Source organism: Cyclobacterium sp. 1_MG-2023, assembly GCF_030546805.1.
Classification (GTDB): Bacteria; Bacteroidota; Bacteroidia; order Cytophagales; family Cyclobacteriaceae; genus Cyclobacterium.
In genome coordinates, this window is record NZ_JAUOPC010000015.1 from 40,201 (window position 1) to 54,624 (window position 14,424).

The window sequence follows — 14,424 nt, forward strand, 5'->3', positions numbered from 1 at the left end:
AATAGAACCTATGAGTTTGGCAAAAAAAGCATTAGAAGAAGGACAGGGTATTTTGCGTTTGGCACCTACCTGGGTACCCAGATCTTTTTGTGTACCCGGAAGAAGGATTAAGCTTCACCCGGATGATTATTATATATTAGGAGGCGAAAGAGGTGGAATTGATGAGCGATGGTTTTCGTCTACCTGCCCTGCTGAAAACGGTCCCCTTACCGGTGAGCATGAAGGCTTAAGTAAAGTGGTCTTAGGAGAAGACGGAAAAGAAGAACAAATTTTATTGAAGGATGTCATTGATGAGCTGAAAGGTGAAATCATAGGAGACAGGCTTTGGGACGAATACGAAAGCTGGCCAATGTATTCTAAGTTTTTTGACAATATGGGCCCATTGCCACACCATATTCACCACAATGATGAACATGCTGCTAAAATCGGTATGAAAGGCAAGCCAGAAGCGTATTATTTTCCACCTCAACTGAACAATCACGGAGGAGATTTCCCTTATACTTTTTTTGGAATAGCTCCGGGTACTACCAAAGAACAAATCAAAGAATGTCTCAAAAACTTTAATAAAGGAGACAATAAGATTACCAGCTTTTCTCAGGCCTTCAAACTGGATCCGGGAACCGGATGGGATGTTCCTCCGGGGATGCTACACGCTCCTGGCAGTATGTGTACCTATGAACCTCAGAAATCTTCTGATGTATTTGCCATGTACCAATCATTGGTTAATGAAGCCATCATTCCTGAGGAATTGTTATGGAAAGGAACACCAAAAGACAGGATAGGTGATTATGACCAATTGATGGAAGTGATTGACTGGGAATTAAACGTTGATCCTAATATTCTGGAAACTCGTTTTATGGCTCCTATACCTGTCAAGGACACCGAAGAGATGGAAGCAGAAGGTTATATTGAAAACTGGATATGTTATAGATCCGAAGCTTTCAGTGCCAAAGAACTGACCGTTCTTCCCGGCCAAACAGTAGTAATAAAAGACAGTGCTGCCTATGGGATGATCATGATGCAAGGTCATGGAACCATGGGAGCTTGGGATATAGAAACACCTTCTTTGATTCGTTATGGTCAACTGACCCATGATGAGTATTTTGTAACCGAAAAAGCAGCTCAGGAAGGAGTGAAAATCACCAACCTTTCCAAAACTGATCCCATTGTAATGCTGAAACACTTTGGTCCAGAAAATCCGGATTTGAGCATTTAGAAGCTTAAAGGATAACTATTGGAAGCCTCATTTGAATGGGATTCCAATAGTTATTTATTAAATTGATGAAAAATTTTAAACAGCGAATTCTAAGGTGAATATTCATCTTAAAACGGCCGTTTAATAGTATGATTTAAATTAATTATTCATTGCTAACCATATTAAATTATGTCCCAAAATAATTTCCCTAAATTACATAATGCAACATGGCCTGGAATAGTTGGAAAAGGTCCTGATTCCGAGCCTATCATTTCATTTGATGAGATGTTACAAAATACCGCCAACGCTGAAGTAGATGGCGTTAAATTTGACGGTGTGGACATCGGACTATTTGATCCCCATATTGATTTAGAAATGGATGATGACGGGGTAAAAAAATTAGCAGATAAAGTTTCCGCTCTTGATCTAAATATTGGAAGTGTGGTGGCTCCCATCTGGGGAGGACCAATTCTTGGTTCGAAGGAAGACAGAGCAACCTACCTGGATTTATTGGAAAAATCCTGCAAGCTGGCAAAAAAATTAAGAGACATAGGGGTTAGACCTTATGGAATTGTTAGAATAGATACCGCTAGTAGCCCTGAGTTGTGGGCAAAAGACCCTAAAGGAAGCCAAAAAATTATTGTAGATACCCTCAAGGAAGCCGCCAAAATTGCTGAAAATTACGGAGAAAAACTTGCTGCCGAAGGTGAGATCTGCTGGGGAGGAATGCACAGTTGGAAAATAATGCTTGAAACGCTTGAATCTGTAAATAGCCCTTATTTAGGATTTCAGGCAGATATGGCCCATACATTATTGTACACCTTGGGTTATAATTATCCTGAACATAGATTACTTCCTGAAGGATATGACTGGAAAGATAAATCTGTCTGGAAGGCTGCTTTAAAAGAAATGACAGACGCATTAAGGCCTTGGACCATTGATTTCCATGTAGCTCAAAATGATGCCACTGTCTTTGGTTCCGGATCACATGACAAAACAGGTAGACATTGCCTGGCGAATGATCCTAACGGTAAACTGGATATCGCAGAGGATGCAGGTTACTGGCTTCGGGATGAAAATGGAGAATTGACCAAAGCTTTTCAGCACATGTGCTGGGACGGATGCATGTTCCCTAATGAAGTGATGAAAAAGGAAGACACCTGGAACAATATCCTGGCAGCCTTGATTTCGGTAAGAGAAAAACATGGTTGGAAAGCATAGTGTCAAGCTTACTTTCGCCAACAATTGATTAGCAACCAAAATAATAAAAAATGTCAGAGAAAAAGAAAATAAGAATAGGACTAATAGGTACGGGCCTTATGGGCAGAATCCATACCAACGGGTACAAGAGATTGGGAGACTTTTTTCCTGAATATGAGTACCGTCCGGTCTTGCAAGCCGCATGTTCCAGAAGGGAAGATAAAATTAAAGAATTTGCAGAACAGTGGGGCTATGCCTCCTATGAAACAGATTGGAGAAAAATAATTGAAAGAGACGATATCGACGCTGTTGATATTTGTACCCCTAACAACACCCATGCAGAAATTGCGATTGCAGCTGCAAAAGCAGGGAAAATGATTCTCTGTGAAAAACCGCTTTCCAGAACCTTGGAAGAAGCAGAAGAAATGGTGAAGGTTGTGGAAGAAACAGGGGTGAAAAACACTGTATGGTACAACTACAGAAGAGTACCGGCCGTAACCTTGGCCAAGCAAATTGTTGATTCAGGTAAGTTGGGAAAAATCTTTCATTACCGTGCCAACTTCCTTCAGGATTGGACCATAAGCCCTGAGTTGCCACAAGGCGGAGATGCCTTATGGAGACTGGATGCTGCCACAGCCGGTTCAGGTGTGACAGGTGATCTTTTGGCCCACTGTATTGATACTGCCATGTGGTTAAATGGTGGCATCAAAGATGTTTCTGCCATGACGGAAACCTTTATCAAGGAAAGGGTACACCAAGGAAGTGGTGAAAAACAAAAAGTAGAAATAGATGATGCTTGTGCATTCCATTGCCATTTTGATAATGGTTCGTTGGGTCTATTTGAAGCAACTCGTTATGCTAGAGGTCATAAAGCCCTCTATACCTTTGAAATCAATGGAGAACATGCTTCCATTAGATGGGATCTACATGACCTCAACAGGTTGGAATTCTTTGACCATAATGATGAGCCTGAAGTAAGGGGGTGGCGTTCTGTACATGTTACGGAAGGTGATCAACCATATATGGATCGTTGGTGGATTCCCGGTACAAGCATTGGCTATGAGCATTCCTTTATCCACCAAGTTGCTGACTTCTTCAAAAGCTTGGAAGGAAATGAACCATGCCACCCAACCTTCAGAGATGCGTTTGAAACACAGAAGGTTTGTGAAGCTGTCTTAGACTCAGCTAAATCCAGAAGCTGGAAAGATACAGGTGTTGATTGGCAAGAATAATTCCAATAAGTTCATTTAATACCTAGGAACAAGCCAAGCCTTTCAGTTTTGAAATGGCTTGGCTTTTTTTCTTAGGGACAGGTTTGAATAATATGATAGGGTATAGCTAATTGAAGGAATTGATTTTATTTTTTGGCCTTAATCCTGGTGTTTTTTTAGCTTCAATGTTAGGAAGACCTAAGGGTATAGCTGGCTTTAATCAAATTTTTATTTATTAAGGAAAAAAACAGCTGATAGATTTATGATTGTTCTCATGTTCAAAAAACAGCAATGGAATAAATGTTATATTTGTAATTAACAAAAAGTTAAAAAAGTATGAATAGTATTTCATCCACCATAGAATTTTTAAAGCAAAGCTTAGCAGTCGTTGCTAGTGCTGAAAGCATGGATTGGTTGGAACTTCAGGTAGCTAAGATTAAAGCGGACAAGGGGTCCATGAAGCTGTTTTTATCTTTTAGCCAAGCTTCCCGACATTTTTCCAAGCATCCAATGGATTTGCCTATTGAAACCTTACAAAAGGCAGAAGCAATTAGAAGTGGTTTTTCCTTGAAAAACTGGACCGGATTGCAGACAGCTCGGGTGATATTGGTATTGGAGGCCTTTTCGGAAGACCATAAAAAATGGTTTGAAGACATGGAGAAACTTTTTGAATCCGCAGATATTCATGAGCAAGAAGCACTATATGCAGCCTTGCCTATTTACCCTTTTCAAGAAAAATTTACAAAGCGTGCTGCTGAGGGGTTGAGAAGCAATATGACTTCCGTTTTCGATGCCATTGCCCTTAACAATCCTTATCCTGCAGACTATTTAAGTGAGCAGGCGTGGAATCAGATGGTCCTAAAAGCTATTTTTATGCAACGTCCACTTTATCGGATTGTGGGGGTTGAGCAACGTCAGAATGTTAATTTGGCAACCACCCTTGTTGATTATATCCATGAACGCTGGTCTGCCGGTAGAAATGTAATTCCGGAGTTGTGGCGCTTTTTAAGTCCGTTTATTAATGAAGAAATTGTTGGCCTTTTAGAAAAGGTTGGGGAAAAGGGAGACGAGCTGGAGAAGTTGGCAGCAGCCCTAGCCTGCCATGAAAGTGACAACCTAGCTGCCAAAGAGCTATTGGCCAAGCAGCCGGAAATAAAAGAAAAGATTGAAAATGGAGAAATCAATTGGGAGAGAATAGGTGAAGATTTTGAAGCTCTAAACTAAATTACTGGCAAAGTTTGCCGTTTTCACTTGATATTTTCCGTTCATTTGTAATCGTTATGATTTGCATTTAATTTAACATAGGTTAGTATATAAATTTGAGCGTTATGATGTATATAGATCCACACATACATGTTACTTCCAGAACTACGGATGATTACGAAGCCATGCAAAAAGCGGGCATCGTAGCCATTATTGAGCCTGCATTTTGGTTGGGACAAGCAAGAACCAAAGTAGGAAGTTTTCAGGATTACTTTAGCAGCTTGGTAGGTTGGGAACGTTTCAGAGCCAAGCAATTTGGGATTGTGCATTATTGCACCATCGGGCTCAATTCTCGTGAAGCCAATAATGTAGCCTTGGCCGAAGAGGTGATGGAGTTGCTGCCACTTTATGTAAGTAAAGAAGGAGTAGTGGCCATCGGTGAGATTGGGTATGATGACCAAACAGAGGCAGAGGATAGATTCTATCGCTTGCAACTTGAATTGGCAAAGGAAGTAGACTTGCCTGTTATGATTCACACTCCACACAGAGACAAAAAGAAGGGAACCATAAGAAGTATGGATGTGAGTGAAGAGCATGGCCTTGCTCCGAATATGGTCATTGTGGATCATAACAATGAAGAAACTGTAAATGATGTTCTTGATCGAGGTTATTGGGCTGCCTTTACCATTTATCCCCATACCAAAATGGGGAGTGAGCGAATGGTAGAAATAGTCCGTCAGTATGGCCCTGAGCGAATAATTGTAGACAGTGCTGCCGATTGGGGGATCAGTGACCCTTTGGCTGTGCCAAAAACAGCTGCTCTGATGCGTGAAAAAGGTATTCCGGAAGAGCATATCAAAATGACTTGCTATGGAAATGCCTTGAAAGCTTATGGCCAAAGTGGGCAGATGGAGGAAAAAGACTGGTTAGAAAAAGAGCCAATCGACCAAACAAAAAAAATGGGTGGAAATACTGTACTTAGAGGAGGACAAAACCCTCGAGTAGACAGTGATTCCTCAAATATTATAGAGAATTAAATTTACTGATGTCATCTATCATCGCACACATTAAGCTCACCCGACCGGCAAATATTGTTACCGCAATTGCAGATATATTGGCTGGTGCAGCCATTTCCGGCGCGGTTTATCTCTTGATACAGGATATGGATCAGGACATTATCAAGTCCATTGCTTGGCTGATATTGTCCACCATAGGCTTATATGGAGGAGGTGTTGCGTTTAATGATGTCTTTGATGCAGAACTCGACAGTGTCGAAAGACCTGAACGCCCAATTCCAAGCGGGCAAGCCTCGGTCAAAAGTGCCGGAATAATGGCTTTTCTTTTGCTTTTGGTAGGAGTAATGGCCGCCTGGCAAGTAAGTACTTTTTCTGCAGGCATTGCCTTAAGTGTGGCTTTACTTGCTGTGCTTTATGATGCATGGGGGAAACATCAAAATATATTTGGTCCCATAAATATGGGGCTTTGCAGGGCAGGGAATTTGCTGTTAGGCATGAGTCTAATAGAAGGAGCAGTGCAAAGTTATTGGTACATTGGCCTAATCCCTCTGCTTTATGTTGCTGCCATTACAATGGTAAGTCGTGGTGAAGTTCATGGCCAAAATATCTTGGCACTAAAATCAGGTTTGGCGATATATGCAGTCATTGTAGGATTTATATTCCTATTGGCCTATAGTAATATCGAGGATTGGTGGGAAAGCTTGCCTTTCTTGGCTTTGCTAAGTTACTTTATTTTTCCCCCACTCGTTAAAGCCTTGAAGTACAAAGAGCCCGCATTAATCGGGAAATCTGTTAAAGCGGCAGTGTTGGCTTTGATCATTGTGAATGCCGCCATTGCTGTTGCCTTTGCCGGCTGGATAGTAGGCTTGGTGATTTTACTTTTATTACCTTTATCTTTGCAACTGGCAAAAGGGTTTGCGGTTACCTAGTGAACCAAAAGAGGCTTAAATTACTTATTTATAAAGAGCAAGAAGTTCTTAGGGACAATCATATTTAAAATGAAAAAAGTGGCACATCAATCTATAGAACAAGTTTTTAGTGTTCCTTACAATTACCAAGTCTTTTTCACAAAAGCATTGTTTTCAATTGATAACAATCTTTTTGCTGACTTGGTAAGTGGACAGAAAATCCCTAAGGTATATTTTGTGTTGGATGAAGGGGTGGTACTTACCAACCCTAATCTTATTGCCTCTATTCAACAATATTCAGAGAAAAACAGTGATGTTTTTAAGCTTTGTGCAGCTCCCCTAGTGATCCCCGGTGGAGAGCAGGTAAAGAATGATCAGAACTACTTTCAGCAGGTGCTTAAGGCTACAGACGAATATGGAATAGACAGGCATTCTTATATTGTTGGTCTAGGTGGAGGAGCGCTGTTGGATATGGTGGGCTTTGCAGCCACTATTGCCCACAGAGGGATCAGGCATATTCGTATTCCAACTACTGTTCTTTCTCAAAACGATTCCGGAGTAGGAGTAAAAAATGGCATCAACGCCTTTGGTAAAAAGAATTATTTAGGTTCCTTTTGCCCTCCATATGCGGTGATCAACGACAGTGATTTTTTACAGACTCTTGAGCAAAGAGACTGGAGATCCGGTATATCTGAGGCCTTAAAGGTTGCCTTGATCAAAGACGCTTCTTTTTTCTTGTGGATTGAGGAAAAGGCTGAGGAACTTCTGGATAGAGAAAGCCCTGCCATGCAAGAATTAATCTACCGTTGTGCACAAATGCATTTGGACCATATTGCCTCGGGAGATCCCTTTGAAACCGGATCCTCCAGACCATTGGACTTTGGACATTGGGCCGCACACAAGTTAGAGCACCTGACAGATTATAAGGTAAGACATGGAGAGGCTGTTGCCATTGGCATTGCCTTGGATACTACGTACTCATTTCTTGCCGGCAAGCTTTCTGAAAATGAATTAAATCGGGTCTTGAATGTTATTGCCCATCTTGGTTTTGATCTATACCAGCCTGAACTTTCCGGTGAGGTTTTGTTGAAAGGTCTGGAAGAGTTTAGGGAACATCTGGGGGGAGAGCTTACCATTATGCTTTTAGACAAGATTGGCCATGGTGTGGAAGTACACGAAATGGACAATGATTTGATAATTAATGCCATAGGTAAACTCAAAGACTTACAACTTGAATCTCCGAAGGCCTAAACAAAATCTTTGAATAAATAATTATAGCGTAACCTATCCTATGCAAGTATCCGATTTCCATTTGACCTATTGTACCAATATTCATCCCGGGGAAAGTTGGGAGGCTACCTTTAAAAACTTAAAAGAATACATTCCCAAAATTAAGGGAGAATTGTCAGTGGAAAAGCCTTTTGCTATAGGTTTAAGGCTCTCTGATGAGGCAAGTCGGGAATTGATAAAGCCTGAACAATTGGACCTATTCAAATCTTGGCTCAGTACTAATAATTGTTATGTTTTTACTTTCAATGGATTTCCCTTTGGCGGATTTCACAGGCAGGTGGTGAAAGACGAGGTGCATCTTCCGGATTGGAGTACTGAGGAAAGGAAGGCCTATACCTTAAGGCTCTTTACCATACTGGCGCAAATTATGCCTGCAGATATGGATGCGGGTATTTCCACTTCTCCCTTGAGTTATAAGTATTGGCACAAATCCTCAGCGGCTTTGGACCAGCTCATGGCGCAGTCTTGTGCACATATCATGGAGGTGGTGGAATACCTTTATCAATTGAAACTGGATAAAAATTTAGACCTTCACTTGGACATTGAACCGGAACCGGATGGTGTGATTGAAGAGTCTAAAGGTTTGATACATTTTTTCAAGGACTGGCTTATTCCAAAGGGTGGGCCTATCTTGTCGAAGAAATTTGGGCTTTCAGCCGAGGAAGCAGAAGCAGCCATTAAAGACCATGTTCAGGTTTGCTATGATGTATGTCACTTTGCAGTAGGCTACGAAGACCATGAAGAAGTACTAGATGCTTTTGAAAAAGAAGGTATTAAGATTGGGAAGTTCCAATTAAGTGCTGCTTTGAAAGCCAATATCCCCACTGAAATCAACCAAAGACGTGCAGTAGAAAAAGCCCTTTTGCCTTTTGTGGAATCCACTTACCTGCATCAGGTGATAGGTAGAATGGAAGACAGTACCTTACATGCTTACCCGGATCTTCCCGATGCCCTTATGGATTTGGCTACCACCAAAGAGCTAGAATGGCGAATCCATTTTCATGTACCATTATTTCTATCAACGTATGGAGATGTACATTCTACTCAAGAAGATATTTTAAGCGTATTGAAATTAAATGGTGAAAGGAAACTTACCAGTCACCTAGAAGTGGAAACCTATACATGGGAAGTTTTGCCGGAAGACATCCATTTGTCATTGGATCAGTCCATTGCCAGGGAATTAAACTGGGTAAAAAATAACATCAAATGAAAAAGACAGTTGTTCTGAATGTAGTTGCCCTTTCTCAAAGGCTGATAGGAGAACATACTCCATTTTTAAAGCAATGGAGTGATAAAAAGCAAAAAGCAGCAATAAAACCTGTATTGCCGGCGGTTACCTGTTCCTCTCAATCTACCTACCTCACAGGTAAATGGCCAAAAGACAACGGAATAGTAGGCAATGGTTGGTATTTTAAAGATGAGTGTGAAATAAAATTTTGGAGACAATCCAATCATTTGGTACAATCTCCTAAAGTCTGGGATGCATTGAAAGCAGAAAATCCCGATTTTACTTGTGCCAATATGTTTTGGTGGTACAATATGTATTCCTCTGTTGACTATGCTGTAACCCCAAGGCCGTTGTACCCTTCAGATGGGAGAAAATTACCGGATATTCATAGCCAACCAATGGCCTTAAGGGATCGCCTGCAAAAAGAATTGGGCCAATTCCCATTGTTTTCATTTTGGGGACCCAATGCCAATATTTCCTCTAGCCAATGGATAGCAGATGCTTCCTTGAAAGTAGATGAATGGTATGACCCAACCTTGACTTTGATTTACTTACCTCACTTGGATTATGCCTTACAGAAATTTGGGATTGATTTTGAAAAAATAAGTACAAGTTTGAATGAAATTGATGCGCTTTGTGAACAGGTCATAACGTATTATGAGGGCAAGGGGACTGAGGTACTTTTATTGTCTGAATATGGTATTACCTCTGTAAATCAACCTGTGCATATCAATAGGGCTTTGAGAAAAGCCGGCTATATTCAAGTAAAGGACGAGTTGGGACTTGAAACCTTGGATGCAGGAACTTGCGGAGCTTTTGCAGTTGCCGATCACCAATTGGCACATGTATATGTGAAAGAGCCGAAGGAATTAACTAAGGTTAAAGATCTGCTTTTAGCCCTTCCCGGTGTAGAAAAAGTTTTGGATAAGCAGGAGCAGGAGGCCTATCACCTAGACCATGACAGATCGGGTGATTTGGTTGTTGTAGCTGACAAAGATTCGTGGTTTACTTATTATTATTGGCTGGACGATAATGTTGCGCCTGACTATGCAAGAACGGTGGATATCCACCGCAAGCCTGGATATGATCCGGTAGAGATGTTTGCCAATCCGGACATTAAATTCTTGAAAGGGAAGCTGGGTTGGACTCTCTTAAAAAAGAAATTGGGTTTCAGGTATTTGATGGATGTAATTCCTTTAAAGGCGGAACTAGTTAAGGGTTCTCATGGGAGAATCCCTGAAGACAAAGCAGATTGGCCGGTTTTGATCGGTGGGAAACAAGCAGAGAAGATTGAGGGTGTAGCCCCTACGGATGTTTATTCCATGATCTATGGGCTTGTTAACAGGAAGTGATTTGAAGTGTTATTTTCTACTTATAAATCTTAATTGAGTGCTGTTATGAGTAATATCTGGAAATATTTCTTTGGGACCTTTTCTATACTCTTTTTGCTTTTCGGGTATTGGCAGATCAATGATCCCGACCCGGAGTGGTGGGTGCCTATTTACCTTATTGCCTCTGCTACGGCAGGGTTTGCCTTTTTTGGAAAGTTTAATGTAAACCTATTGGTAATCCTTACCTTTAGCTACCTGATAGGTGCAGTCTTTTTTTGGCCGGACAATATTTTCGGTTGGATAGGACAAGAATTGGAACAAAAGGATCTTTCTATGAAAACCCATGCCATGGAAATTAACAGGGAGTTTTTTGGCTTGTTAATCTGCGCCATATTCTTTGCCTTGGAGGCGATCAAAGGAAGAAGCATAAAACTTCGGGATTAATATAACTATTCCGGAAAATATTTAAAGATCTATTTCAGATCGAGACAATAGTTTAAATCAATATGATGAAAAAGTATGATGTTACCGGCATAGGAAATGCCTTGGTAGATATTGAGTTTGAAGTTAGTGATACCTTTCTTGATAAATATGGTATTGAAAAGGGGCTGATGACCTTGGTAGATGAAGATCGGCAGGGAGAGTTGATGGCAGCCATCAATACCAAGACTTCAAAATTACAATGTGGTGGATCGGCAGCCAATTCAATCATTGCCGTAAGTCAATTTGGTGGTAAATCTTATTATTGCTGCAAAGTAGCCAATGATGAATTGGGAAAATTTTTTACCGATGACTTAAGGGAAGCCGGTGTCAATCATAACTTAGACCCATTTAAGTTGGAAGAAGGCATTACCGGGAAATGTTTGGTAATGGTCACGGCAGATGCCGAGCGTACCATGAATACATTTCTTGGTATCACAGAGAAATTTTCTACCTCTCAACTCAATGAGGAGGCAATCAAAGCCTCAAAATATTTATATATTGAGGGGTACCTTATCACTTCTCCCAATGCCAAAGAAGCCATGATGGCAGCCAAAAAGATTGCGGAAGAAAATGAGGTGAAAGTAGCCATTACCTTTTCTGATCCGGCCATGGTTAAATATTTTGGTGAGGGCTTTAAAGAGGTAATTGGTACAGGGGTGGACATGTTATTTGCCAATGAGGAAGAGGCCATGCTCTATACTGGAAAAGACAATGTAACAGATGCTGCAGAAGACTTAAAGAAAATCGCCAAGCATTTTGTGATTACCCAAGGAAAGAATGGGGCATTGATTTATGATGGGGATACTTTTATCGATATTGCACCCTACCCTACGGTGGCTGTTGACAGCAATGGTGCCGGAGATATGTTTGCCGGAGCTTTTATGTACGGGATCACCAATGGGCATTCCTATGCTTCTAGCGGCAAGTTGGCCAGCATGGCCTCATCAAAAATAGTCAGTCAATTTGGGCCTAGACTTACTTGGGAGGAAGCAAAAGCTGTATTGGAAAGACTGCAGCCCTGAATTTATAATAGCATTTAAAACGTTCTATTTCAGTTCGTTTTAAATGCTTTCTTTTATATTTTCAATCATCCAATCGGTAATTTTTTCATAGTCATAATTTGGATTAGCCTTTCCCCATTGTTCACAAGAATAAATTCCTTGATAACCTTGGTCTTCAAAAATACGGATGCACCTTTGGAAATCGTATGCACTGTGCGCCATTTGGTCTGTAAAATCCTTTGTTTTTGCAGAGACCAACTTGGTATATGGGGCGATGTGTTTCAATGATTCAAATCTTACAGCGTTGGAGGAGTAGTTGCCGAAATCAGCAAGTAGTCCAATATTGTCCGTAGAAACGTCTTTCATTGTGCTGATATGGGTTGTATAATCTGAAAATAAGTCATTGTGATTCTCTATCAGTATCCTAATTCCTTTAGACTTAGCGTATGATGTGATCTCTTTGAGAGACAGCACCGCATGAGGATAAGACTTTTTCATGGATTTTACACGCAGCGACTCAGACTGAAGGGTTTTGGCAATGTCAATCCAGTTTTTAACTTCCATTACTGCTTTTAATCTATTTTCTTCCAAGGGATCTGAAGGGTCGAATTTCCCCTCAGATTGCAAGTTGATTAAGGTACAATGTTGTTTTTGTAAGCTTTTTTTAATTTCCTTTAAATAACTTTTACTCGTGGATTCAAAATGATTGGTCCACATTTCAACCTTATGTACATCAAATCGATCTGCGAAATATTCAGGCGTGGACAACAAAGTGAGTTCATTTTCTAACTCTTGATTCTTCGATTTGGTTGAAGCAAATCGATTACGAAATACCACAGTGGTTAATCCAATCCGTTCCATTTTACTTTTTCCGGATTTGCCGAGGCAAGCCAAAGGCATGCCGGTGATGGCCGCTGCGGATAGCGTGGCCTGTAGCATGAAATCTCTCCTCTTCATAGTGTTAAATTTACTAATTATTTAATAAGTAGGTTTCTGAATAGCCAGGGCTTGGCATCTGTCGAGTATTTGTCTTCCCCAACGATATCTAAATCGCCATCTCCGTCTATGTCTGCAATTGCACCTGAATAAATGCCTTTTCCTTCGGCTACTAAGATAGATGTTCGAAATTTACCACCTTCATTGATGTAAATTCTGATTTCTCGCTCATCCCAGGCCACAGCAGAGATAATGTCCAAATCTCCATCATTGTCCATATCCGCTAGTTTTGCGCAATGGGCCTTATTATAATCTGATTTGACCACATGTTTTGTCCACGCTGATACTTCTTCCGGGTTGGGTGGGCACTCATACCAAGCGAGATCATAATTGTCCCCTCCATATTTTTTAAAATGTTCGGCTGGGGATAATAAAACATCAGGTCGGCCATCATTATTAATGTCGCCTACTTCTTCCTTGGTGGCTTTATTCACTTCTTTAAAACCTGCTTCTATATCAAATCTTATAAATTGACCATTTTTAGGATCTTTGGGCGATTTAAACCAATGTCCTGTCATGGTGATATCAGGTATGCCATCCCTATTAATGTCTCCAACTGCCAGCCCTTCACCTGCTTGTCCTTCATAGATGGTCTTGGTTTGCCAGTTTTCATTTTCAATCTGAAAGATAATCTTTAAAGATTCCGGATTTTTATGACGGATTACCACATCTTTTTTGCCATTCAGATCCATGTCTGCCAATCGCATATCATTGGCATGAAAGCCTTCAATGGTGGATATTAGGGAATAATCCCATTGGTCGTAAACCTTCTTTTTACCTGGGTTGATTAATAAATAGACATTGATAGGGCCTGTGCTGTGACCATCATTGCTAAAAACCAAGTCCATGTCTCCATCATTGTCCATGTCCTCGCAACGTGCAGCCCCTATAAAATCATCAAATATTACAGGGAGGTTGAAATCATGTTTTATCCATTTTCCTTTTTTAGTTTGCTCAAACCATGCCAATGTAAATCGGCCTTCAGCATGGGCGCCCCCTTCGAGTACGATCACATCCATTCTGGCATCTCCATTTAAATCAGCAACATCTAATGCACTGATTCCGGACACGGTACCCTGTCCAATATCTAAAGGTTTTTCAAAAGTGATGGATTGGCCCTGTACAACTGCTATCGTAAGTACATACAAAATTGTACTTGCCAGGATTATAGGGGATTTTTTCATGTTTTTCACCGGGTTTATTTGTCATTTAATGCAGGCATTTAAAATTGGATTACCTGAGCTTTTCCATTTAGAAAGCTTTCTAAAGCTTCCAAAATCACCTTATTTAAAGTAACAGAACAAAAACTGATTCGCTGAAAATCAATTGAATGATTCACTAGATAGCAAAAAAGCAGGTTAA

The 14,424-nt window shown here is 40.6% G+C and carries 13 protein-coding genes; 11 read left to right on the plus strand and 2 right to left on the minus strand.

Annotated elements, in window-relative coordinates; all coding sequences use genetic code 11:
• Positions 1-10 precede the first annotated feature (10 nt).
• From Q4534_RS20295 to Q4534_RS20345, 11 genes are all read left to right on the plus strand, one after another.
• Complete coding sequence (locus Q4534_RS20295) at positions 11-1,216, plus strand: class I mannose-6-phosphate isomerase (RefSeq protein WP_303614984.1); 1,206 nt, start codon at positions 11-13, stop codon at positions 1,214-1,216.
• A 168-nt stretch (positions 1,217-1,384) separates the two neighbouring features.
• Positions 1,385-2,416, plus strand: coding sequence for a sugar phosphate isomerase/epimerase (locus Q4534_RS20300; protein ID WP_303614985.1), 1,032 nt, complete (start codon positions 1,385-1,387; stop codon positions 2,414-2,416).
• 50 nt (positions 2,417-2,466) lie between these two features.
• Entirely contained in the window at positions 2,467-3,627 is a 1,161-nt protein-coding gene (locus tag Q4534_RS20305) for a Gfo/Idh/MocA family protein (protein ID WP_303614986.1), read from the plus strand.
• Positions 3,628-3,942: 315 nt separating this feature from the next.
• Complete coding sequence (locus Q4534_RS20310; RefSeq protein WP_303614987.1) at positions 3,943-4,830, plus strand: EboA domain-containing protein; 888 nt, start codon at positions 3,943-3,945, stop codon at positions 4,828-4,830.
• 104 nt (positions 4,831-4,934) lie between these two features.
• Positions 4,935-5,846, plus strand: coding sequence for a TatD family hydrolase (locus tag Q4534_RS20315; RefSeq protein WP_303614988.1), 912 nt, complete (start codon positions 4,935-4,937; stop codon positions 5,844-5,846).
• Between the two features lie 8 nt (positions 5,847-5,854).
• Positions 5,855-6,754, plus strand: coding sequence for a UbiA-like protein EboC (eboC, locus tag Q4534_RS20320; protein ID WP_303614989.1), 900 nt, complete (start codon positions 5,855-5,857; stop codon positions 6,752-6,754).
• 69 nt (positions 6,755-6,823) lie between these two features.
• Complete coding sequence (locus Q4534_RS20325; protein WP_303614990.1) at positions 6,824-7,984, plus strand: 3-dehydroquinate synthase; 1,161 nt, start codon at positions 6,824-6,826, stop codon at positions 7,982-7,984.
• A 40-nt stretch (positions 7,985-8,024) separates the two neighbouring features.
• The gene (gene eboE / locus Q4534_RS20330) at positions 8,025-9,233 is read left to right on the plus strand and encodes a metabolite traffic protein EboE (protein ID WP_303614991.1); all 1,209 of its coding nucleotides are present in this window, start codon (positions 8,025-8,027) and stop codon (positions 9,231-9,233) included.
• Positions 9,230-10,603: an alkaline phosphatase family protein gene (locus tag Q4534_RS20335; RefSeq protein WP_303614992.1), complete on the plus strand. Its 1,374-nt coding sequence runs from the start codon at positions 9,230-9,232 to the stop codon at positions 10,601-10,603. The genes eboE and Q4534_RS20335 overlap by 4 nt, the downstream gene beginning before the upstream one ends.
• Before the next feature lie 45 nt (positions 10,604-10,648).
• Positions 10,649-11,026, plus strand: coding sequence for a transmembrane 220 family protein (locus Q4534_RS20340; RefSeq protein ID WP_303614993.1), 378 nt, complete (start codon positions 10,649-10,651; stop codon positions 11,024-11,026).
• 65 nt (positions 11,027-11,091) lie between these two features.
• Positions 11,092-12,087: an adenosine kinase gene (locus Q4534_RS20345; RefSeq protein WP_303615082.1), complete on the plus strand. Its 996-nt coding sequence runs from the start codon at positions 11,092-11,094 to the stop codon at positions 12,085-12,087.
• 39 nt (positions 12,088-12,126) lie between these two features.
• Here Q4534_RS20345 and Q4534_RS20350 read toward each other — a convergent pair whose 3' ends face one another.
• Together Q4534_RS20350 and Q4534_RS20355 are read right to left on the minus strand one after the other, a co-directional pair.
• Complete coding sequence (locus Q4534_RS20350; protein ID WP_303614994.1) at positions 12,127-13,023, minus strand: TIM barrel protein; 897 nt, start codon at positions 13,021-13,023, stop codon at positions 12,127-12,129.
• Between the two features lie 17 nt (positions 13,024-13,040).
• Positions 13,041-14,246 (minus strand): VCBS repeat-containing protein, encoded by a 1,206-nt coding sequence (locus Q4534_RS20355; protein ID WP_303614995.1) that lies wholly within the window; start codon positions 14,244-14,246, stop codon positions 13,041-13,043.
• Positions 14,247-14,424 lie beyond the last annotated feature (178 nt).